The organism is Cupriavidus sp. MP-37 (assembly GCF_020618415.1).
Taxonomy (GTDB): Bacteria; Pseudomonadota; Gammaproteobacteria; order Burkholderiales; family Burkholderiaceae; genus Cupriavidus.
Map to the genome: position 1 here is coordinate 441760 of NZ_CP085345.1, position 24165 is coordinate 465924.

Genomic DNA, 24165 nt, shown 5'->3' on the forward strand with positions numbered 1-24165 from the left:
GGCACGCGGGTCAGCGGCGCCGCAGCCTGACGCGTACCCCATTGCCCGAACGGATCGTCACGCGCCCCACCACTTTCGGCACGTGCCCCGGATCCGCTTCGACGCGATATCGACGCACGATGCTGGCGAGGATGAGCACCGCTTCCTGCGTCGCATAGGCAGCGCCGATGCAAACGCGCGGCCCCTTGCTGAACGGGATATACGCGCACTTCGACGATTCCTTGCCCGCAGGCGTGTCGAAACGATCCGGATCGAACTCGTCCGGCCGCTCCCACAACGTGCGGTGCCGATGCAGCAGCCACGGCGAAATCAGGATCGGCGAGCCTTGCTTCACCGACTTGTCGCGGATGCACTGCGACTGCGCGGCCTCGCGCACGAAGAACCCCACGGGCGGGTACAGGCGCAGCGTTTCACGGAACACGTTGCCCACGGTCGGGAGGCTTTTGATATCGCTCAGCTCGAAATCCCGGTCTCCCACCGCGGCCTGGATTTCCGCCAACATCTGGTCCTGCAGGTGCGGGCATTGCGAGATCAGGTACAGCGCCCACGTCAGCGCACTGGCGGAAGTCTCGTGACCGGCCAGGAATAGCGTGCAGACCTGGTCCACCAGATCTTCATAGGTGAAGCGATCGCCGCTGACCGGATCGACAGCGTCCATCATGGCGGCCAGGATGTCCTGCCTTGCGCTGCCCTCCCCGCTGTCGCGCTCCGCCATCCGCCGCGCGATGATCCCGGACAGGATCGTCCGGATCTTCTTCGCCGCGCGCTTGCTGGCCCACGCCGAAAACAGCGGCGGCAGCCGGTAGATCATCAGGATCATCGCCCGCTGCGCGTGATGCTGGAATTCGAGGAAAGCGTCGTAGATCTCCTTTGCCGCGGACTCCTCCAGGTTTTCCGACAGAATGGTGCGGAAGATGATGTCGGCCGTCACGTAGGTCATCTCGCCGTCGACCTCGTACGGGCGCCCGTCCGCCGCGGCATCCATGCGCCGGGTCATGCCCGCCACCGAATCGGCCATCAGCGCGAACACCAGCCTGAGCCGCGCCTGCGCGAACGCCGGCTCCACCAGGCGGCGCTGGCGCTCCCATAGATCACCGTTGGTGGTGAAGATGCTGGTGCCCAGCAGCGGCTCCAGCATCCGGTGCATCAGCTTGTGCTTGGGATACGCGTGCGCATCTGCCAGGATCCGGCGCACCCAGTCGGCATCGTTCACCATGAAGATGTCCATGCCGGGCTGCGAGATCTTGCCCATCTTCATCGAATAGCTGCGCTCGAACAGGACATCGATCCAGGAATTCCAGCCACGCAAGAAGCGCAACAGGAACGAGCTCTTGCGCACATGCGGCTTGGGATATGGGGGCTGCTTGGGATATGGGGGCTGGAAATTCATTGGGGGCGAACTGCAGGTATCAGAAAGGCTGGATGCGGCGCGGGCCCGCCGTCATCCGGAAATAGTCGTACTCGTTAGGCAAGGCGCTTGCCATCAGGTACTGGAAATGCAGGCGCTGCTTGCTGCGCTTCATGCGCGCGTATTCCTGCTTGTCGAACATGCGGAACGGGCGCACCACCTGTGCGGTTGGGCGCCCGGTGGCCGCACCCGCAATCCCGGAAATATCGAGCGGATTGGCCTGCGAGAAACACAGCGAATCGGCACGGGCATTCATGTCGAGCCACTGCATGTCCCGCTCTGCCGACAAGCGCTGCAGGTCCCTGCGGAATTCGGTGGCCGACGGCATCAGGCTCAGCAGTGGAATGCACTGTCCAAGCGTTACCAGCGTCAGGCCGCGGCGCTGCTCCGGCGTCAGCACATCCGCCAGCCGGGCTGCCAGCGACACGCCGACGATCGAGCCGACGCTATGACCGACCACCAGCGCCTCGTCACAGGGGGATGCCTCCAGGTCACGGCGGATCCAGTCGGCAAACGCCTCGATGCGCTGCCGGACGTCCTCGGGCTCACGCTCGCCCCAAGCCTGTACGAAGCGGTAGATTCGCAGCAGCCAGAACACCGCCAGGCGGTTTGCCAACGCCACCCCGCCACCGAACAGCGCGGCGCCGGCGGCAAGCCCTCCCGCTCCGGCCTGCCATACGTGCGCTCCCACCGCGGACAGCGCCGCCCAGGCGCCAACCCCGACCCCGACCGCCAGCATCAGCAGCAACGCCAGATAAACCAGCGGATACAACGCACTGAAGAATGGCCCGCGGAAGGTCTTGCTGAGGCGGCCGAACGCACCGCAACCGATATAGCGCGCATAGCTGGCAAGCGTCGCCAACACCAGCCGCGGCACGCTGGGTTGCCAGTGTCGGCGCACCAGATCATCCCAATGCAGGAACTGGTATTCAGTGCGAACGGTATGGCCTTCCCAGTCACCGTCAACGTTCCAGGCGCTCACGTGCTCACCCAGCCGCGAGCGCCCGCCTACGGTCACCGAACCGCCATGATGAACTGCCTGCTTTGCCGATTCCTCGCGATACAGGCGGTGATAAAACGCCGCGCCACGCGGATCGAAGCCGCTGACGTAATAGACCTTGCGACGCCCTACACGACCCGCAGCAGCCTGCGCAGGTTTCTCCTGAACCGTTGTGCTCATCATTGCGTCCGGTGGTGCAGCTTCTTCTTCAGCACCAGATCGACGATCGGCTGCTCACGCTTGTTAGCGCGGCGGCAGTGATCCTGCTGAAATTTGTCGGTAAGCCAGATAATCAAACGCGCCCACCAGCGATGCTGCTCGCGCCAGGCGTGCGAAGACACCGATTCCCAGGCGTAGCCATTGAAAAGCGTCGCATTGACGAAATGATCGAGCGCCCGCACCCCTGCCCGGCCGCGCTCGGTCTTGCCGAAAAAACCGATATAGACAATCAGGAGGTATCCGAGGACGGCCAACGGGACGATAAAGATCATCAGCAGGAAGCCGGCGATGCGTTCTCTCATGGCGATGAGCGGGGGCGAGGTGACGTGGGGGCGCTTTGCAGCTGAGGGGCAACGGGTTATACACGCAAACTACTGGGAGCGTCAGCGCTGAAATAGTATAACGATGTTCGTCCTTATTGCCGCCAGTGCCCCACTAAAAAAGCCTGCACATAGATGGCAATGTTCGATTGCGGCTGTTTGAAACAAGCGAACTGTCATGACATGCGACTACCCGTGACTTTCCCGCGAGGACCATAATTTGAGAGGGCTCCTCACCATAGGGGTTTCCTCCTATTTGCCCAGGGTAACCTACCGCCGTTGAATGGCATACAGAGCCGTACCGGCTCGCGAAAGGACTCGTATGCTAGTGCTCGGTCTTGTTTTTTTCACTGTGGCTATCCTCGCCACCATCCTTGTTGAGTCCGCGGCACAAGATGGGAGCGATGAGCACATATAGGCCGGGCGTGTACAAGCAACACAAAGGACCTGTGCACGCCACCATTTCGTCAAAGCAACGAATTCCTGGCCCAAACTCTCAATTTCCTCCAAGCTCGTCGCACCGATCCTACTTTAAGCTTTTCTAAATCACCATTTAATTCCAGCTGGTTGCGCGTTTCCACAATCCGCTGTAGCACGGCCTCGCAATCTGTGTAGCCCTTCAGTTCCCAATCCCAGTAAATTGGATAGCGCAGTAAGGTACCCGCAACAAGTTCGTCCAGTTTCAATCTACGAGTCCGTCGAGTAAAAGCAATGCCATTCTGGGCGAGATCCGTCGTCAGTCCCCAGCCCGCATAAAAAGGCTGCCCGTAAGTTACCACACGTTTCTCACGCAACAGCGCATCAAAACCGGCAAGCGACGTCATGGTATGAACTTCATCGCAAGCTTCGATGCAACTGACTACTGATAGATTAGTCTCCACATGATCGGCATACTCCCGAGCATGCCCCAAGGCCATCTTGCCAACACGATTGCCGCTGACGACATCCGGATGCGGCTTATAGACAATGAAGGCATCCGGATGGGTGCCTCGAACCGACCGCAGCAGACCAAGATTGCTCTTCACGTCGGTACAGCCCAGGCGAATCGAAGCATCATCTTCGACCTGACCTGGAACCAACACCACGAGCCTGCCCCCAGTTAGCCAGCTAGCTTTTGCACGTGGCTCCACGTTGTACTTGGTGATGCCGTGTTCCGCAATGAATGCACGCACCTGGCTCGCACGCCCGAGTTCCTCATGAGAGAAGATCGTTGTGCTTAGCAAGTGCTCCAGATCCGACGGTCGGCTCGGATCGAAGTAGATGCCTCGTTCGTCCAATACGAGTGAAAGGGGCCGGATCAGGTCCGAACCAAGCCCGACGGATCTCACGAAGCCGTCCTCCATGCGTAGTGCTTTCGCGCCTCGCTCTTGTGCCAACTGCCGGACGCCTTCGGGTGCAGTACTTCCCCAGAAAACCAGCCCCTCACCGGGCTGAGGAGACAGGTCGCGCGCAGCCGCTACTCCGTGCACGAACGTCACCCGATCTCGATCCAGCGACAGCAACGGCCGAACGTTGGGACCTCTCCAACGTCGAAAACCCACACAGATCATACGTCTGGGTCCTTGGACTCCGATAGTGTTCGCAGCCATTGCCTTTTGCCGCACCAGCCACTGAATGACGTCGAAGATCGTTCCCCTCCGGTGCGAGACCGGATCCAAGTAGCGCGTGTAGTGAAAATATGCCGCAGCAAACAGCTCATCAACGCTGCGCTTGCGCGTGCGGCGAGGACTAGCCTGCCGGTCGTCGGTAGCGCCCCACCCGGCATACCATGGCCGGCCGAAGCATGTCACCGGCTTGCCCAACAGCAATGCTTCGAATCCCATGGTCGAGGTTACGACATAGACGCGATCAACCTGCTCAAGCAAGTGGATGGGATTGACCGACTGGCGCAGCAATACCACGCGCTGTCCCTGCTTCGTGCTTTCCTGCACATGCGTCAAGTAGCCACCCTTGCGGCCAGACGCCACCTCCGGATGAGTCTTGACGTAAATAGTCGACCCAGGATTTTCTGCGCACGCCGCCGACAGCATCGCCAGAAACGTGTCCGCCTGTGCGCCACCAAGCTTCACGCTCATATCCCCTGCCGTCTGGTCTACCACCAGTACCTTCCGCACGCGCTGCTGCCCGGACTGAACCTCGGACCGCGAGCAGAGCCAGCGATCCGGCGCATGGTTGTACTTGCTTAGACGGTGTTTGAGGATCAACTCCTTTGCACGTGCCGCATCGTTTCTGATTCCCGCAAGCAAATCGGCATCGCTATTGAGCAGGTTCTCCAAGGCACTCGGGCGAGTGCTGTCATAGTAGATGCCCACATCGTCCACCACTACGGCCAACGGGGGAAAGTGTTCTCCCGTGCCAAATGAACGCAAGAAGCCATCTTCAAGGCAAAGGTAGGGCGTGCCGGCCCGTTGCGCCGCATTCCGTGCCCGCTCGCCCGATTTCTTGAAGCCCCAGCCGACGGCAACGTCGGCGCGTTGCGGCATTGATAACCATGCTCGCACGACAGGACCACCGAGTAGCTCTCCAAGCAGCGGCATTTCGTACAGTGCCCGACTGAATGCCGCGAAGCCTGGCGCCGCTGCTGCAGATTGAGGAGGCGCGCTGGAGTTGCCCAGGGGTTCGAGTCGCCGCCATTGTTCAACCATCCGTCGCTCAGCCTTCCAATTGTGGCGCTCGACGGGCTTGTGGTGAGGGAGAGCCAAGTGATACGTCCCTTTTCCAACGACACCTTGGCCAATGCCCGCAAAGCTTAGCCCCTTCTGGCTGTCGTCCCCCTTCAACTGCTGCAGCCAGTGCAGCAGCAATACACCTGCGCTCGGCGGCGCCTTCAGGCGCGTGACAAGCTCCCGCCAGATGCCCAACGGTACCGTCAGGACCGGCACGCCCGCTTTCAGGAAGGGCATAACAAGTTGCCAGTCCTGCATGCGGTAGCGCATGTCAGGGCCCGTCACCACAATCCAGTCTGGCGACTCAGGTGCGCGCCCCCGATATCCCGGCGCAACTACCCACACATCCAAGCGCCTGCCGACGTCGGCTGCCATGCACTCGCCACGGGCAAACCGATTGAATCGCACCACGCCACCGGCACGGTCGATGTGCGCGCCCAATCCGCGGCCTTTCAAGACCCCGGCATTGCCAACCACGCACAGTCCGTTGGACTGGCAGCAATCAGTCACCCAACGCGCGAACGCCGCGCGCCATTGGGGCTGTTTTCGGTGCAACTCAGCTAGCCAGCCTGCATCGCCGTCACTGACGTTAGCCTGCGCCAGATCGGCCAGCGCTGGCAGCATCGCGGCATCCATCAAATCATTCCGTTGCACCGACAAGCGGTCGGCACCACCGGCCTCAGCCAACAGGCCGAGTGCTTGACGGCGCTTATGCGGTGGCAACTTGGACAAGGCGTCGCTCAACTGCCGTTGCCAGCGCCGGGGCAACGGCCGGCCCAGATCCCGCCGGAACATCGCGTAGGCCAGCCAGGCTGTCAGCGTACCGTTCATGCGCCAGGCCATGGCGAACGCACGCTCCGTAGCACGCTCGTAGCGCCCCTGCGCCCTGCGACGCTGCGCCCACCACAGCAGGCCCCAACCTACAGGGTTGAGCCAATCAAGCACGATCATGGGCGCGACTCCCCGAATTTGGCATGGAGTTCCGACCATTCATCACGAATTGCAGCCAGTCGCTCGCCACTCGATACACGTCTCCACTATGCAAAATCCGCTCCCGCAAGCTGTCGACCGCACGTAGATAGGATGTGTCATCAGTTAGCAGGCGCTCAAGCGTGTCTTCAAATGCTTTATCGGTGGGCGCGATGTGGGCCCCCGCAGTCGTCAAGCGTTCGGCGTCATCCAGCGGCGAAACCACCGTTGGCACTCCCCACCATGCCGCTTCTATCACCTTGATTGCCGACTTGCATCGATTGAAGGGAGAATCGCTCAGCGGAGCGAGATTCACCCGTACCCCCTTAAAACACTCATGAAAGCGGTCGAACGGCACTTTGGGCTGGTGCACGACTTGGCCGGGCAAACCAGCTAATGAAAAGCGCAGAGGTCCCGTAACGCGCAACGTCGCCTTGGGATGACGTGTCAAGACCCTGCTGAGCGCAGGTGCAATTGTCGCAAAATCACGATCGTGGCTGCGCGTTCCAGGTAAGTACGCAATCGCCTGAGTGGTTGCCAGTGCCGGCCGAGGCAAATTCCGCCAGCGCCAGTGCACCGCGTTAGGAGCAATATGCATCGCCGCACGTGGGAACATCTTTCGAACATGCTCGGCCAGCGGTGCGGTCGAGACCACGATGCGGTCAAAGTGGGTGAACGCATCATGATGAGCACGGAACAATTGCACCGTTCTTTCCAGTGTGACAAGTCCGTTGACCACGCCGGGACTAAACTCGGCCATGCCAACGTCGAAGATCAGATCGTCAACATCCGCGACGACTGTCACGCCCCTATGGCGTAGCCAGTGCAGTGCCACGCGTACATGCCAGGTAGCGCGAGGGCGGTGAAACACTACTACATCCCACCGTTGCAGCCACGGCAGGCGCGTCACGTGTCCCTGCCACACCGTATGCCCCTGCTGTTTCAGCGCCTCGGCAATGTTCTCGCAACGATAGAGGAACGACGCATCCTCGCGCCAGCGGGCGGCATTCTTATTGCATGCCACGAATGCCAAACGCAATGGCGCCGCAAGCGTCGCGTGTCGTCGCTTGATCATTTCAACCGCACACACTGGCCCGCGTCCAGCGTGGCCTGAATGTGCGCAACAATAACGGCGTGGCCGGCGTCGTTAGGATGCACGCCATCGCCCGCATCGTAGGCAGGCGCGAGCTTGCCATCCGGCCCAGCCAGCGCTTCGCGCACTTGCACGAAGCATGCCCCGGCGGCGCTGGCCAGTTGCGCATCAATTGCCGGCAGCCGCGCCAGCAGCTCCGGCGCCATATTGCGTGGCTGTGTTGACAACAGCAGTACCGCTGTCCCCGCCGCCTGAGCCGTGCCGCGAATTGCCAGGAGGTTGCGCACCGTCTCATCAACCGTGTAGCCAAGGGCAGAGTCATTGGTGGGGTATGACAGCAGCAGCAGGCTGGGCTTGCCTGAGAGTGCCGCGTCCACATTGTGCTGAAGGTCCGGCTGCGGGCGATTGGGGGGGGGTGATGCGCTGGCACTCAACCCTTCGTAGGTGACGCTGCCCCCCTTGGCCAGGTTCGCCATGGAAACGCCTGCGCCTTGAACCCGAGCCTGCAGCAGCGCTGCCCACCCGGTTCCGGCGCTCGCCCCACTGCCCTGGGCGGACGAAGAACCCATGACTGCCCAGTGGCCTGGCACAACGAGGCGCACCTGCGCTGCAACCGGCGCAGCGGGTTCGTTACCGTCCCCACCGCCGCATCCCGCCAGCACGCTGGCCATGGCGGCAATCATCCACAAATATTGATTGATGCCCATAGTTGCTAATTCTTCGCTGCTTTCGCCAGCATCTGGTGGTACAGCACATTCGGTCCCTCTGCCGGCGCCGCGTCCAGAAGCGCGCGCACATGCTGCTGAAGCGCAGGTGACGCCTCCGCGAGCTTGGTTTGCATGGCGTGCTGCAGGACAAAGCCCAGGTCGGGTGCCTGTACCAGGAAACGGCCGTTCGATTGCAGCAGCAGCGCGTGCGGCTGCTCATGCTCTACCACCCGAACGTCAATCTGCGCGGCACTGTGAACAAATACCACACGCTGGAACAAGCGCTTCAGGTACTTCAGCATCGGGTAGCTCGACGACGCTCCGAACAACAACAGGCGCCGCTCATACAGCGCCCCTTCGTTCTCGAAAACGAGCGTCCGTCCAATGTTAGGCAACCGGTTGTCGAATGAAGCCCCAGCCTCCGGGGCAGGGCCCTTCAGAAATTCTGTCGGCGCACTACGCACAGGCAGCAGCTTGCAGCCCAAATCCCCTACTTCGTTCACCGTCTCGTATGTGTCGTGTGTGAACAAAGACCAGGCCTGTGCCACATCCACGTCCAAGTGCGGCAAGGCTGCCAGCATCGCGAGCATCGCTCCGCGATCAGACCAGTGCGTGTCGGTCGCCTTGAAGCAGGCCTCTGGTGGCTTGTGCGCAGCCAGCACCAGCGCTGCATTAACGACGTGGTCCTCAGGCTTGGCGAGCGTGCACACCTGGTCCAGCACCGTAATGTGTGCGCGCTTATATGGGTAGCGGTGAGGCAGCACCTCCTCCTTGGACGGAGCCAGCACCAATGCGTGGCGTGCCTCCACACGCGCCGCTAGTGCGCGACAGCCCGCCAGGTAATCGCGCCAGCGGCGCAGCTCATCTTCGCCCAGCAACCGCTTGCCTGTGTATTGATCTACGCTGCGATTGGTATCGTTGTCCAGGAACAGCCAGTTCTCCGGCCCGATGATTACTTGCATGGGTGTGACAAACTCCACTTCGGCCAGCCACATCGGGTCGGACTGTCCAACCTGTACGCCCAATCGGAAACCATCCCGAGGCAGCGGAATCCGCCAGACGAAGCCGCAGCACAATTGCGGGTGCCCTTCAGCTTGCTCAAACATGACGCGCTCGATAACATCCGGGCGTTTGCAATTGAAGGCAAGTAGTCGGACCTCGACGTTCCCCAGACTAGCTACCACCACATGCACGGACTGATCGGGCGGCACATCCCAGAGCACCCAACCCTGAAGCAGAACGCCCACCGCCCCGGCATCCACTAGGCGCTCGTGCGCAGGGGCGTCCAGCGCCCAACGTCGGATACCGACGTGGGCGGTATCGAGTCGCTTCACGTGAACGGCTCGCAATGCCTCTCCAACGGGGGCGCCGGGTTCGTCTTGCGTCATATGGCTCCGATCTCCTTTACATCAATCAGATAGCTTGCAAGCGCCCGCACAATAGGCTAGAGGAATAAAGCATCTACTTGATGTATTCAGAAATGAAAGTCTTCATAATCTGAGCGACGACTGCCGGCCGAACATGAACCCCATCCTCTTCCCAGGTAGTATTTCTTGGCGAATTAGAAACCACTTCGTAGCTTGGAAAATAGTCCACAAATTCGTAATCGCCCGCGACCTCAATTGCTGACGTCAGAAGTGTCGCTTTTGAGTACTGATTCGCAACAATAACATCACGTTCAGTAAAAGTGCCATGGAGCGGCACAGGAGAAACCGTAAAAATAACCTTCGCGCGATTATTCGTAATCTCCCTAACTTCCCCGACAATATTGTGCAGACATTCTCTTACCTGAGACGCGGACATGTTCTGGAAGCTATAGCGATCCCCCCTCCTGACCGTCCTGACGCTGGCTCCCGGAGATCGGTTCACGAAGATACCGTCTTGCCTATCAAACCAGCTTTCCGTGTAACCGAGAGTCACAACGACGATATCCGCCCTGCCCAAGGATCGGTAGCACTCTAGTAGCATTGCCCTAACACCTTGAGCCTCAGTCCTACTCAAGAAACGGAGTCCCGACATGAGCATATCACACCACTCGTCATCGCCCAGACGAAGCATTGCAATGTGCTCCGGATTTTCTCTCTTGGCCAATCGAATCAAGTCCAGCATCGATGCCGGAGTATACGCGTTCAACGCTCCATTTCTCGCCCCTACCCCGGTTTGTTCATACAGCGCATCCTCAAATTTGAATCCAGTGGTAAGGCATTTAATTCCTTCCGCTACAAGTGCATTCTCGATATTTCTTGCAAAACAGGAACCGATAGTAAAAAAGTAATCACTTTTCGAAATTGAAAACTTTGGCGTGATACCAAGTTGCGGCGAAGGAAGATTTACGCGCTCAAAGCCAGAGCCATTGATTCCCGCACGCTTCGCAAAAATCCTATTTCCATTCTTGCTAGTCTCAGCAAACGCAGACTTAAAGTCAATCGCCTCACCGATTTTCATTTACCCTCAACCTCCAATTGACTCAACCCAAAAGCCTAAAGTCCAGTTAATAACTGAACCATATAAATCAACCCAAAGCCAAGCCCATGAGCTGCTCCGATGGGACCAATCCATTTCCCTCAATAAAGTGTAAAAATTTTGTACCTTTCTTCAACCGATTCTCGCGAAATTTGTCGACATCTGACTCAGTCCAAATAGACATTTCCACGATATCATTCGATTTCATTCCCTGCAAACCTTGCGCAGAAATACGCTTTATGGCAGTCTCTTCGCATAGCTCCTCGGTCCTTCCATCAATGGTGAAAACACAACCCGGCACACCCGCCTGCACTCCAAGCGCTACACCATGGTATCGAGGGCCAATGACCATATCAAAGGATCGAAGAAATCTAATCCAATTGGGCGCGTCCACGAAGAAACATGCGTTGTGTTGGTACCAATCAATCAACCGTTTCACATCCGCAATTTCATAGACAGCAAGGAATCTGTCTATCGTTTTCTGATTTATTAATTCTTTCTCACCTAATGCAAACTGAAGCATCGACTCCGGATGCTGCAAGACGTAAGCACCACGATAATTATCAACAATCTCAACCAAGATCTTTTCGAGGAAAGCAGTGGAACCGTGCCACGGATTACCAGCCGCCACTGCCACCTTACTAATACCCCGAAGCTCTGAAATACTTTTAAAATCCACCCCCAGACCTCTATCCGACGAAATCATCAAGGATGGACACCCCAAATTTTCGGACGGAAAACCGAGATTATGCAAAATATTTTTGGTGAATGCACCTCTGACTGCGATATTTGGAAAACCCCCTTCCCTCCGACAATTTGATACAACCTGAAGAAATCGAATTGTCCCCTCTGGAATGGAGGGAATTTGATTAACACTTTCAGTCTGTGCACCAAGGCCAAATAGAGTTACGGGAAGCCCAAAGTTTTCCAACCGGTCAGCCCACTGACCTAAGTCGGCATGAGACCCAAGTTGATTAGCACAGCAAATGACCAAATGATCGAATCGCGCACGAACGACTTCGGGGTCCCAGCCCCAACCTACGCGCGTTATGGTGCCGCCAAGCATTTTTCTTGCACCGAGAACAAATGCAACATTCCCGGTGTTTCCACCAGTCGCCTCCATTACTTGGGACGCTGATGCCTCATGAAAACGTTGGCTTAAAAAATAGTCAATATTCACCAGATTATCAATTAAGCCGATGCGAATGGGGCGAGAAATCTGAGTCATTCAGAGCTTCCAATGGTTTAAATTGAAACCAAAGCACTGTCGCCCTGACATGCGAGTAGCGACAAATGTACGTCGGCGCATTGAGCAAAAGACATTGGCGGCTTGATCTGCGACTTGAGCCGATCCCAGGTTTCAGTGGTGGCACATGCACTTTGCAGTTTTGAAGCCCATGCAAGTACATTTCCTACGGCAACATGCAACCCATCAATGTTGTCACGCACCTTTTCTTGCATACCACCAATATCAGAGACAACCAGCGGCCTCCCACATACAAACGCTTCCTGAATCACCATTGGCGAATTCTCCCACCATATGGAAGGAACTATGACCCAATCCACCGAAGCCATGCGGCTTCGCAGTTCATGCGGCTGATATGGCCCCACCCATTGCACGACACCTTGCTTGATAAGCGGTTGGCGTAGTTTTTCAATTTTCTCCTGAAACTCCGCCGATTGATGCTCCAAGTTCGCGCCGTGGACTTCAAGCACTATGTTCTTACGCTGGTTCTTCGACAATTGATGGAGCGCCTCCAACACGACGTGAAGCCCCTTGTAGGGATTAATTTGACCGAAGAATCCGAAGCGGTTCCGCGTTTCGCCTTCTGCCAAAGAGCGGGGTGGCAACATGCCCTCGTCGCTTTGGCCATTCTCGATCACGACAATCTTGTCAGCCGGCAATCCCCAGGCAATGTAACGCTGCCGTAGAAACTCCGACGGCGAGACAAATTGGTCGACCAGCGCGAAATGACTCATAAAGAAGTGCTTGCGCAGCCAAAAATCTTCGGCGGTCCTCTCTGGGAAGCACTGGTGACATTCGTCATAGCTTTCCCGGCTGCAAAGCTTGAAGGTAGTACCGGGCTTGATCATTTGACCGTTGTTCCGGCAAATGGCCATGTACTCGTGCAGCGTCATCACAATCTTGATCGTGGGGTCCACCTGCTTGATGATGCGTAGGTATTCCAGCCCCAGATGGGCGTAGTGATGCGTGTGGACAACGGTGGGCTTCAGGGCTCGGATGAGGTCGGCGAACCAAGTCGTGAGGGATTCCTGGTGTACGGCCTTCATCAGGTGCCAGTCATGCACGGCCTGTTCCCACAGGTATTCGTTGGGGCGGCGCAGGCTGATGGCCCCGGTGGCGCCGCGGCCCTTGTCAGTCCGGCCGAGGTACCAGGCCTGCTCCACCCTTCCGTTCTGTTGATAGGCCTTGAATAAGTTGTAGGCAGCGATCTCGCCCCCCCCAAGACTGAAGTCGGGGTGGGCATGGGCCATGACGAGGATGCGATGTTTCTTGTTCATAGGAATGCAGTACGACTCACGCCGGGGTGGCAGACGCTTCAATAAGGGAGCTCCATCGGCTTTGATGACGCACCGCGTTGTAGATGACCACACGGGTCCGGAAGTCTCCCTGACCGAGGAGCTTGAACGACTGGCGTTCGAGATGCGTTAGCTGCACGGAAGGGAGATAAGCAATGTCCAGCCCTTGATCGCGCAGCTTCAGGCAGAGGTCAGAATCTTCAAAGTCGCCAATGAGGTAGCCCGTGTCCCAGCCCCCAATACGCTCCAGATCCACACTGCGGATTGCCACGCATGCGCCAGTTACGCTAGGCACAATGCTAAGTTCGCGGCGCGGATCGAGGACCGGATCCAGCCCCATTTGGGCGTGGTGGTTGGTCCATACACCTAGTTCCTCGCGTCGCAAGAATTCCATTCCGGCATGCTGGATGGAACCGTCGGCAAAGACCAGGCGAGGACCTACAGCACCGATGTCCGGCCGAGAATCCAAAACATCGCACAACTGCTGTGCCCAGCCCGGACGTTGCGGGAAGGCATCGCTATTCAGGAAGATTAGCTGAGTGGCAGTTGCGTAGGTAACTCCCAGGTTGTTGGCCCCCGAGAAGCCACGATTCACGTTGCCCCATACCCAACGCATAGGTTGGCGGTAGACGCGAAATAAGCCCTCGGCCTGAGCCGGGAACGATTCCGCTAACTTCGGATCATCCAGCACGTAGATGAGTTCAGCATGTTGCTGAAACCATGGGTCATTGCAGAACTCGATAAGCTGGTGTTCCACGAAATCGCTGCGCCCATACAGCGGCACGATGACGCTCACCCGCGGCTGCACCGGCAATTTTCCCAGAACGCGGGTTACGACTGGCAGGTTTCTCCACATTGCCTGGCGGTGGGCAATGAGCGGATTTAGCACGGGCTCGTCAACTACGGCGACGCGCCGGTGCATGTCTTCTATCGGGGTGGCGACGCCAAAGATCCAACGTGCGGCCGCCACGGGGTCCATAGAAATGGCCTGGCAGCGAACGCTTCCCAGAACGTGCACGCCGTTCTCGTCCACGGCCTTGAGCAGCACCGTGCCGTTGGGACTGAGACCACGTACGCGCGCAATGAACCCTGCATTCTGACTGAAGGCGCCAAACTCGTGCGCGACGGCGTCATGCACATCTTGCCGGAAGCGGCGGTATGCGCTATCCAGGGAATAGACTTGTCCTTTGTCATCCTCCAGCCAGACAACAGCCTGGGGGGTCTGGACAATCCAGCCTACCACTATGCCTTCCTTGCTCTGCTCAGGCGCCGCGGCAATTTCAAGAAAACCCTTCGCGCCGCGGCAAGGCAGGTTCGACGTGGGCGCAAGCCGGATGATATCCAGCCACTCTTGCGACAATGGCTCGCACGTCTGTGCCAACAAGCCCACCGCTGGCCCGAATGCCTGCCGTTTGCTTTCCACGTCGGTAGCGAGACTGGCGAACTTAAGAGGCTGCGACCAGACTGGAACGACATTTGGCCCAGGATGAACGCTGATGGCAAGCTCAACATTGGCGAGCACGTCTACGCTTTCGGCCACCAGCACGAATCCAAGCATGGTGTCAGATTGCATGGCGAAATGAGCTGCAACATCAGGCCGTTCAACCTGTACGACACGAGTAGTCAGCTGGGTCCCGTTCGCTAGCAACGCCAGTTTGACGGGCTGGGTGGCCCAGCCGACGACGACGCAGGTATTGCCGAGGCGATACGCCTCGTCCACCTTGACGTTGCAGGATGCACCTCCGTCGGGTAACGGAAATCGCATGGGCGTCGACTGGATGTCCGCGATTTTTGCCACGTTGGTTTCGGCAAATTTCGCGGATCGCGATGTATTGAATATCTTCACGGCCTGCTTGACTCAGAATAGATAAAAAGCTCAATCACCGCCCCACCAGCGACTGGTGCGATGCGAGGGAATAGTCCTCCCTGACCAAGGTCAGGTTCGGGTTGTAGAAAGGGTCGCAGGACAATGCTGAGCGCCAACGCTCTTGCATGACTTCACACTCCAGGGCGAAGCGCTTCCGCTTGTCCTCTGTTTCATCGGTGCCACGCGACTTGGACTCATGGTGGAAGAGTTCGGCAAACGGAGTCCAGAGATTGCGGAAGCCGGCGTTCCGGACCTTGATGCAGAAGTCCACGTCGTTGAAGGCGACCTTCAGCGCTTCCTCGTCGAGCCCTCCTACCAGGTCATAGACTGCACGCCTTACAACCAAGGCGGCACCCGTTACTGCGCTCACGTTGTGGACCGTCAGTAATCGCCCAAAGTACCCATCCGCATCACCAGGTAAATACTTGTGCGAATGACCGGCTACTCCGCCTATGCCCAGGATGACGCCTGCGTGTTGGATCGTGCGATCAGGGTAATAAAGCTTGGCACCAACACAACCGATATCAGGCCGTACGGCATGGCTAACCATCTCCGTAAGCCAGTCGCTATTGATGACCTCGACGTCGTTGTTGATGAGGCCCAGAATGCTGCCACGTGCTTCTTTGGCGGCGAAGTTGTTAATGGCGGAGTAGTTGAAAGGAAAGTCGAACTGCAGCAACCGCACTCGACCGGAGTGCGACGCGTCTGCGCAGATTTCCTCCATGTAGGCCAAGGTCTGCGAGCAAGTGGACTGGTTATCCACGATCAGAAGCTCGTAGTTAGGGTAGCTGGTCTTCTGCAGGATGGACTCGACACAGGTTCTGAGGATGTCATAGCCATCCCGTGTAGGCACGATGAGACTGACGAGCGGCGGCGGCATTGGAACTGGCCAGCGCGGGCGATAAATGCCCGGACGCGTGACTTCCATCACCACTCCGGAATGATATCGGTCCATGTGCTCCTGCAATGCGCGGCGTGCAGCCTCGGACGCATAGTCCTTCCGATCATGGCCGAGAGCTGTCGAGCCCTCGCTAGCCCGCCAGTGATACAGCACCATAGGAATGTGGACGATGTCTCTCGAATCGGCGACGCGGGCCACGCAGCGGAGGAGGAGATCATAATCCTGACTGCCTTCGAAGCCTTCGCGAAAGCCCCCCACAGCCGTTACCAACTCACGGCGGTAGATCCCCAGATGACAAACGTAGTTCTGCGCATAGAGAAGATCGGGCGACCAGTCCGGCTTGAAAAATGGTGCAAACCGGTGCCCGTCGTCGCCGATCTTGTCTTCGTCCGAATAAAGGATCTGGGCGGTTGGTCGTGATTGCAAGTGCTGTGCCACAGCAAACAGAGCGTTTGCGGCCAGGGTGTCGTCATGGTCCAACAGGACAACGAAGTCGTGGCGAGCAGCGGACAAGGCCGTGTTGCTGGCGGCGCAAATGTGCCCATTGTGTTCGCGCACTGTGACCCGTATGCGCGCATCGCGCTGCGCGTATTCGTCCAGTATCTTTGCTACGTGGGGCTCCGTCGACGCGTCGTCCGCTACGCAAAGGTCCCAGTGCGGGTAAGTCTGTGCAAGGACGCTGTCGAGACAATCGCGCAATTGGGATTCGCGAGTGTTGAACGTGGGCAGGATGATGGAGAACGTGGGACGGCTCTTCCAGCTTGCGATAATTCGCTCTTGGCTAGCGGCGTCCGGAAGCAAAGTGCGCTCTGCCTTTTCGATCCATCGTGCATAGCCCTCGCTGTCCTGCTGGCTACCTTCAAACAGCGCGTTGTAGTCATGCCAATAGTGCGACAGTCGGCAACGTTTTCGTTTGTCGGAATGCCGATACCGAGGATGTATAGTGCACAATTTACGCAGCACACGTGGACGCGCAAAGGCCTCCAGCACTCGCACCACGCGAAAGTGCTGAAGAGTGAAAGCGCCCATCGCTGCCATAGGATCAAACCGCAGCTTTGCCTCTGCAGGCACACGCAGCACTCGCTTGGCCATTTTCCCGGAGCGCACAGGCAATGCAAAGGACATCTCCTCGCTCTCACCATACCCCGTATCCAGGTAGAAGCGAGCATCCGCCTGGCCGAGTGCCAGGGTCATATTCACTTCTACCATGTACCAACCGGCGGGCAAAAACCCTTTAAGCCGAAACTGAGGATCGTGTCCCGTGGAGCGGTACTCACCCGCAACAGACAACGTATCGATCTCGGCTGCAGCACGCAGATCCCCCATCCCGAACTCACGGCGCATATGCTGCCACCAACGACTGCGCATTGCCCGTGAGAGAAACGACTTGTGGAGACTCCAGAACATCATAGGCCCAACACTACCTTCGCGCTTACCGCGATCTGGTAGAGAATTTGAGTCATGTCCTTCCAGATCTGCCTCGACTTCACGTCGATCTTTGGAAGAACCAAGACTTCATCTCCAGGGCGGACCGACACATCGCCATTACTGAGGAAAAACCAGCCTTTATCACCGGTAGCCTGGACGAAAGTGCCATCACGGCGGGCCACGATGACACGCGCCGCGTCGGCATTCTGTGTGTAGCCACCTGCGCGGTTGATGTAGTCGTCCAGGCTCAAGCCGCGGTCGAACGCAATCGCATTGGGGAACAGGACCTCACCATTGATCAGCACGAGTCCGTCCAGCGTCGGGACCCGCAGGACGTCTCCATTCTCCAACAACAGGTCATCGCGTCCCGACGCCTGGGCAATTACAACCTGACCACTCGGCTCAATTTTTTTGGCGCGTTCAACCCATTGCAGAATAAGGTCGGCCTCCTCCTTGCGCAGTCTGGCTTCGTCGCTGGTACCCGAGCGCGCAGTGAGCGCGACATTTTCCAGCGTCCGCAGCGAAGTGCGTAGCATTTCTCTTTGCCGCTCCTTCACGCTCAAACGGAACAGTTGCACGCTCTCTTTGTCCGATCGTTCGGAATACTGGACATGCTTGAGCAGATCGCCGATGCGAGCTCCATACGGCAGCACGTATTCTTGCGCGCTCAGATGCTCGCCCTCCACACGTACGGTAATGGTGCCCGGCTTCTTGTCTGCGATGAATTCGACTTCGTCGCCGTTCCCGAGCATCGCATTAGCAGCGTCACTCAGCGCGAAGTAGTCCACATGCCTTGTGATGCCAGTATTGCGTATTACACGCACATGAGTCGCGGATGCCTGGGGCTTTGCAATTCTGGCTAGGTCTGACACGCGAAGGTTCTGGTCAGCAAACTCGAACCGCTTCGCGTTCTCGACAAGGCCGCTGACCTTGACGCTGTTGCGGCGGGCCGCGACAAAAATCACGTCTCCGTCGGCCAATTGGATCAATGGCATCGTGCCATTGAGCAAAAACTCGTAGAGGTTGGCGGTAGCACGAACTCTAGTCCCTCGTTTCACCTCCACAGTCAGGAAAGAACCTCGAGCAGGATCGATACCGCCGGCTTGGTCCAGGTAGTGCAGCAAACTGTCCATGCTGGTGCCGCTATACAGCCCAGGGCGATTGACAAAGCCGCTGACGAAGACCCTCACCGGCTGGGCCGCGGCGAGGCTTGCATAGCTGAAGACATTAGACCGGAAAACCTTTGTGACGGCCGCGTGCACGAGTTGCTGCAAATCCTGATTGCGCACTCCCAGCACTCGCACAGGACCTGCATGTGGTACAAAAATGTTGCCTTGAGGATCAACAGTCAGCGGTGCCTCAAAATCGAACGCACCCCACAAGCGGACTTGAATCTTGTCGCCTACGGTGACAACGTAGTCGGGATTGAACTGCGTGGCTCCCTGGCGAGCAAAGGCGCCGGTAAATAGATTGGCCCCAAAGACATCACTGCTGACATTGGAGGAGTAATCAAAGAACTGAGGCGGTTGTGGACGGATGTCCGGAACCGTTTGATCAGGGATGCTTGGCCTGGTCTCGGGGAGCAGCTTGGCAGGTGGCGGATTGGCAGATGCAGCATTGCTCAAACCCAAAGCCTGGTTAATTCCCAAGGGGTCGACAGCGGCGGCTTGTGACGTGGCGACGATAGCCATGCCCAGAGTCATGGCGACAAAGAAGGAACGCATATTCGGAGTATCGGGTCGGCTCAGTTAGTCCTTGTGATCGCGCACAATGGCAACCAAAAGTTGGACTACGCCGGCCATGAGCAAGACGGCAAGCACAAACACCAGTGTGTTGTAGATGCGACGGGGTTCAAGCGGGTATTCGGGCTGAGTGGGCGACTGAAGAAGGGAAACCTTCTTGATCATACGAGTAGCCTCAATGCGCCCCTTCTCCAGCGCCACCAATGCCGTCTTGTAGATGTCGTGCGCAAAGCTGGCCTCCATCTCAAGTCGACGAAACTCTTCTACCGTACGGTTCAAGGTTTTACCCCCTGGCGAGGCGAGCTTTGCCTGTTCCTGGCCCACCTGCTTCTCCACCGCTGCAATCTGCTGGTCAAGCTGGATAATATTCGGATGGTTCGGCACGAGGTAAGCCTGAAGCATGCGACGCTGCGTTTCAAGCTCCGTCCTTTGAGCTTCCAAACGTGCCACGATCGTGGCGAGGTTCTCTGCCGTTGCTTGAGGTGAAACAAGGCCCTTCTTGTCTTGGTAGTCCAGCAATTTTTGCCGTGCGCGCCCCGCCTCCTGATTGAGCTTTAGGACCTGCTCTTCCAAAAAGGCAACCTGACTTTGTGCGAGCGCGTGGGCCTTGTCGTTCAAGAAGCGTTCGCCCTCCCGTACCAGCATGCCGGTAATGGCATGGGCAGTCTTCGAATCGTAGCCCTGCGCTCGAACGACAAGCACGCCCGCGTAGTCGTCGAGTTCTATGCTGACGCGCGAGAGATAGTGGCGATGAAACCACTCTAGCGGCGCGTCCTTGAACCACATGCGGGAGAGAGGATCTCGATGCCAGTCACTGTAATGGGCACGCAGGCTCAATTCCGCATCAAGCTTCTTGAGCATGTCGACAGAGAGAAGGTGGTCGCGCAGCAATAGCTGGTCTGCCCGGCTCCCGACACCTCCTCCGTTGAGCAAACTGGAAAAGTCCATGGTTTGCCCCCCGACCAGATCGGTACTCTGGACGATGACGTGTGCTTCCGACACATAACGATCGGAGGCCACAGCAAGCCAATAGATCGCTCCAAGCAAAGACGCGACAACAGCGGCTCCTATAATTTTCCTGCGCAAAAGGGCTGACCATAGCACGCGGCGCGGCCAGCTTGTGATCCGCGACGGAAGGCTGGTAGTTGTAGTTCGAGAAATTTCGGATGTGCTAATCATGCGCGCAGGCTCTCTTTATAGGCTTTCAGAGCATCGTCTATTTGGTCAAACCAATACGCTCGGCCTTCATTTATCCAAAGGCCGGCCTGGCAAAATTCCTTGAGCGTTGCCTCACCATGCGCAACCATGATCAGGCTCGCCCGATCAGCGAGATGCTTGAATGCAGAAGCCGCCTTTGCACGGAAAGCTGCATCACCGGCAGCAGTGACCTCGTCAGAGATGTAGACGTCGAAATCAAAGGCCAGTGAGAGCGCAAACTGCAGCCTGGAACGCATACCTGTCGAGTAGGTCTTAACCGGTTCGTCAAATGCAGATCCGATCGCAGCAAATTCCTGGATGTATGCAAGACGATCAGGAATATCATCCTCATGGCCATGGATTCGGCAGACAAACTTGGCATTCTGCCGACCTGTTAGCGATCCTTGCAGACCGCCTCCGAAGCCCATTGGCCAGGAGACACGGCATTGCCGCTCAATGCGTCCCTTGTTTGGCTGGTCTACCCCTCCTACAATTCGCAGCAAGGTCGATTTGCCGGCACCGTTGGAACCAATGAGTCCGACGTTGAGTTTCGGCGGAATAGCAAAGGAAACTCCCCGAAGAACCCATTTTCCGGGGCCATGGCTAGTCTGGTAGCGCTTATGAACATCTTCGACAATGATCATTGGGTTACCAGCTTCAAAGCAAAACGGCGATGCAAAGCCAAGCCGAGGAATACCATCACGACGCCACACCCATACAGATAGGCAATACTTGTGCCCGGTGCTGCGTGGTAGTAGGGAGCGAAGGCAAGTCTTGCCGCTTCAAGTCCATGCGCTACGGGATTGAAAAGGAGCCAGTCGCGATAAGGCTGCGAAACGAGGGCAATGGGGAACATCACACCCGAGATCATGTAAAGCGGCATCAGCATCAACTTGATAATGCGCCCTACTTCCGGCATGAGCTGATTGGGGACAGAAACGATCAGCCCAAACCCCAACCCCACCAGCCACAGCCCAAAAAATGACTCCAGCACAGCCAGCGGGTCGGCAGGTGTAACGTTGTGGCCTAACAATGCGGCTCCTGTCAGTAGCAGAGACGCTATTACGATCATGAGAAAGCCCTCCAGCCCCGCTCGTACCAAGGTAGTGTCAACTGGCTTGACTTGCCGGTATGTGAATAGCGCTTGATTAGCGCTAAGCGCATTCATTACTTGTGTGCCGGTCCGATTGAACATGAAGAATGCAAGCATGCCGACCATGATCCAGACCGCCGTATCAATCCCCCCCACGGTGTGCACACTGATCACTGTATAAATGAACAGCAGATATGCGACATGGAAGACTGGTTCTGCAAACAACCAGAACCATGCCGCGCGCTCAGAGAAGAATCGACTCAGGGCCTCTCGCAGGAAAAGTGCCTTCCAAACGGCGAAAGTTATGGTCAACGACTTACGGGATTGATGCGTTCTCATTAGGAAGCGCCCACTAGAGTCGCCAGCCCGCAATCGGACGTGCACACTGCAGTCGTCGGCTGGCGGGGAATGCTTGCTCGGCCCGACCAGCGAGCATCCTCAAGCAAGCTAAAGCATTCAAGCCACTCAGCTCGTTCTAATTTTTGACCGAATTTAATCATTCCGCCTAACAATTTCCCGAGTTTCGACACGAACTATATCCACTTCTTGCCGATACTTAACCGCCTATCCGAGCAGTCCCGCCAACAGATCTGCTGCTGCCCTTATCCCCCACGGACTACCGCTGTATGCGTCAGCAATGACTAGACCTGCTGCACAAAACAATCTTGCGGGAACAAAACGATGTGCACGCCGGCCCCGGTTAGCAGGGACAGGCAGCAACATTTCGTCCGCGTAAAAGGATGAGTTAATTTGCGAAACTCGCGTCAGATAGCTTCTGAACCGTGTATACGCGCTAGTATCAACCGACCCTGGATCGTTCCAAAACTCGTCCAACGATCCCTGGTACGTCAATCCAGGCTTGGCATAGAAGCAGCGTCCGAGTGCGATCACTGGTACCCGGTGAAACAAGGCCTGCAAGCCCGTCGTTGAGTTGATCGTCACCAGGCCCATACAACGGTGCAGCAACGACGGCAAGTGTGCATCATGAATATAGAGTACCCGTTGACTGACGCCGAACCTGGCCGCGCAGGCTTCAATGGCAGTCGCGTAGTCCGTATGGCCACGATCCATTGGGTGATGCTTGACCACCAGGACACTATCCGCGGGCGCGTGCTGTGCAAATGAGTGAACTGTCCACTCTATGAAATCCTCGATACGCCGCCAAGGGCTGTGCACCCTGATCTGGCTATCGTTATAGACCTGTAGTGCGACCAGAAAGAAGTGTGGATGCTCACTGGCGAGCAAGCACTTGCGGAGATCGCGCTCTTGCCAGCGGTATAGGTGCTTGCGGTAACCAGCCCTCACCCATTTGGCAAGCTCGATCAGCCCGAATGGCTTGTGGTGTCGGTAATACGGATACCTGCCGGCACCTATCATGCCACCAGCGAAATACAGGAATGAGTAGCACGCCATCAGGCGAAATGAGTGCTGAAATCTGCGAGCGCGAACAGGACGCTCAATCTTTGGCACTTCCGCCGTCGTCAAAGCTGTAAGCGGCGAGTCCGCGTTTACGCCTCCGGGCTCCAAGGTAATGTAGTCCGGACGAACGTAGCCCTCTTCAAAGACCCAGAACCCGATGTCTAGTGACTGAGCGAGGCGCGCAGCAATACGATGTTGCCGCCGGTGATTGCCGAACACCACGATGGCGTCGATACCGCGCGTTGCAAGGAGGTTTCGCAGAAATGCTTCCCACTCAACCATCGGCCGATTGAACCGAACAACGTCGCCTTCCCGATAGAACAGATCATCGCCGCCATTGAAATTGACCTTGCATACGCAGAGTCCCGCCCCATGCAAGTAGTCCCGTAATCGAGCAAAGAACGGCCCGTTTGGACCTTGCAGCAATAGAACGCGCCGATACCTTGTTAGCTGACCAAAACCTGCCTGGTCGGGCAACGGCCGAGCAAGATTGACAGAAGGCTTTGCGAGCACCGCAACGCCCGGCGAATCGAATTCTGTCGCGCCTTCCGCCGGCGTCTTGAACAGCAACATCCTTGACCCCACTCTTGCTTGTTATCCGCTGCTAAGTTCTTTGCTGAAGACTTCACCAGGTCGCGAGGCAGACGAAGTACCGCAGCATGATTGACCAGAGTCAAATCAAGCATGCTGGCCAGAGGCATCCCCGTAGCGTGCCTGAGCGACGCGAAGTGCACACGACGCTAGGTTCTTGTAGCGGCTTGGCCGCCGCCCTATGCCCATGGCTCCTTATACGTCGCTCCCTTCCCTACAATGAGTCACTCTTCCAGGGGCCTAACCGCAAGGCCCAAAAATTGGTTCAACCTGCGAGCGGCATCGCGCCGGCTGTCGATCTGGTGCTTGCTCATTATTGAATTTGCCTACTTCTGAGCAGCGCCTTATACGGCATCCGTCAATTCAGCACGCAATACTAATGTGCACTTGCAGCGAGCGCAACATCTAGTAACAAATTTCCACATCATCCCCCAAAGAGGGGTAGGGCGTCACTTCGGGCGAGCAGAGGCGGCCCTGATAGTTCACTTAGCAGAGAAACGTGGTCTATTCAGCACTGGGGAAAGCCGCGCCAGAGCTGGGT

At 57.4% G+C, this 24165-nt stretch carries 17 protein-coding genes; all 17 read right to left on the reverse strand.

The window, feature by feature from the left end; all coding sequences use genetic code 11:
* Nucleotides 1-10: 10 nt before the first annotated feature.
* A complete protein-coding gene (locus tag LIN44_RS18545; RefSeq protein WP_227315730.1) occupies nt 11-1390 on the reverse strand; it encodes a cytochrome P450 in 1380 nt (459 codons plus the stop codon).
* A 19-nt stretch (nt 1391-1409) separates the two neighbouring features.
* Entirely contained in the window at nt 1410-2591 is a 1182-nt protein-coding gene (locus LIN44_RS18550) for an alpha/beta fold hydrolase (RefSeq protein ID WP_227315731.1), read from the reverse strand.
* Nucleotides 2588-2929 (reverse strand): hypothetical protein, encoded by a 342-nt coding sequence (locus LIN44_RS18555; RefSeq protein WP_227315732.1) that lies wholly within the window; start codon nt 2927-2929, stop codon nt 2588-2590. The genes LIN44_RS18550 and LIN44_RS18555 overlap by 4 nt, the downstream gene beginning before the upstream one ends.
* A gap of 485 nt (nt 2930-3414) precedes the next feature.
* Nucleotides 3415-6564: a capsular polysaccharide biosynthesis protein gene (locus LIN44_RS18560; protein WP_227315733.1), complete on the reverse strand. Its 3150-nt coding sequence runs from the start codon at nt 6562-6564 to the stop codon at nt 3415-3417.
* The gene (locus LIN44_RS18565; protein ID WP_227315734.1) at nt 6551-7657 is read right to left on the reverse strand and encodes a glycosyltransferase; all 1107 of its coding nucleotides are present in this window, start codon (nt 7655-7657) and stop codon (nt 6551-6553) included. Before LIN44_RS18565 ends, LIN44_RS18560 begins: the two co-directional genes overlap by 14 nt.
* The gene (locus LIN44_RS18570; RefSeq protein ID WP_227315735.1) at nt 7654-8382 is read right to left on the reverse strand and encodes a GDSL-type esterase/lipase family protein; all 729 of its coding nucleotides are present in this window, start codon (nt 8380-8382) and stop codon (nt 7654-7656) included. Before LIN44_RS18570 ends, LIN44_RS18565 begins: the two co-directional genes overlap by 4 nt.
* A gap of 5 nt (nt 8383-8387) precedes the next feature.
* Nucleotides 8388-9770 (reverse strand): hypothetical protein, encoded by a 1383-nt coding sequence (locus LIN44_RS18575; RefSeq protein WP_227315736.1) that lies wholly within the window; start codon nt 9768-9770, stop codon nt 8388-8390.
* Nucleotides 9771-9843: 73 nt separating this feature from the next.
* Nucleotides 9844-10827 carry a GSCFA domain-containing protein gene (locus LIN44_RS18580; RefSeq protein ID WP_227315737.1) on the reverse strand — a complete coding sequence of 328 codons (984 nt, stop codon included), beginning with the start codon at nt 10825-10827 and terminating at the stop codon, nt 9844-9846.
* Nucleotides 10828-10894: 67 nt separating this feature from the next.
* Nucleotides 10895-12073, reverse strand: coding sequence for a polysaccharide pyruvyl transferase family protein (locus tag LIN44_RS18585; protein WP_227315738.1), 1179 nt, complete (start codon nt 12071-12073; stop codon nt 10895-10897).
* 17 nt (nt 12074-12090) lie between these two features.
* The gene (locus LIN44_RS18590) at nt 12091-13368 is read right to left on the reverse strand and encodes a glycosyltransferase family 4 protein (RefSeq protein WP_227315739.1); all 1278 of its coding nucleotides are present in this window, start codon (nt 13366-13368) and stop codon (nt 12091-12093) included.
* A gap of 16 nt (nt 13369-13384) precedes the next feature.
* Nucleotides 13385-15232 carry a glycosyltransferase family 2 protein gene (locus LIN44_RS18595; protein ID WP_227315740.1) on the reverse strand — a complete coding sequence of 616 codons (1848 nt, stop codon included), beginning with the start codon at nt 15230-15232 and terminating at the stop codon, nt 13385-13387.
* A gap of 34 nt (nt 15233-15266) precedes the next feature.
* Entirely contained in the window at nt 15267-17498 is a 2232-nt protein-coding gene (locus LIN44_RS18600; protein WP_227315741.1) for a glycosyltransferase family 2 protein, read from the reverse strand.
* A 62-nt stretch (nt 17499-17560) separates the two neighbouring features.
* Nucleotides 17561-19273, reverse strand: a complete 1713-nt coding sequence (locus tag LIN44_RS18605) for a polysaccharide biosynthesis/export family protein (RefSeq protein ID WP_227315742.1) — start codon at nt 19271-19273, stop codon at nt 17561-17563.
* 57 nt (nt 19274-19330) lie between these two features.
* Nucleotides 19331-20503 (reverse strand): chain-length determining protein, encoded by a 1173-nt coding sequence (locus LIN44_RS18610; RefSeq protein ID WP_227315743.1) that lies wholly within the window; start codon nt 20501-20503, stop codon nt 19331-19333.
* Nucleotides 20500-21165, reverse strand: a complete 666-nt coding sequence (locus LIN44_RS18615; protein WP_227315744.1) for an ABC transporter ATP-binding protein — start codon at nt 21163-21165, stop codon at nt 20500-20502. Before LIN44_RS18615 ends, LIN44_RS18610 begins: the two co-directional genes overlap by 4 nt.
* Complete coding sequence (locus LIN44_RS18620; protein WP_227315745.1) at nt 21162-21953, reverse strand: ABC transporter permease; 792 nt, start codon at nt 21951-21953, stop codon at nt 21162-21164. The genes LIN44_RS18615 and LIN44_RS18620 overlap by 4 nt, the downstream gene beginning before the upstream one ends.
* Nucleotides 21954-22178: 225 nt before the next feature.
* On the reverse strand, nt 22179-23606 hold the full coding sequence (locus LIN44_RS18625) for a capsule biosynthesis protein (RefSeq protein ID WP_227315746.1): 1428 nt from the start codon (nt 23604-23606) through the stop codon (nt 22179-22181).
* Nucleotides 23607-24165: the final 559 nt, after the last annotated feature.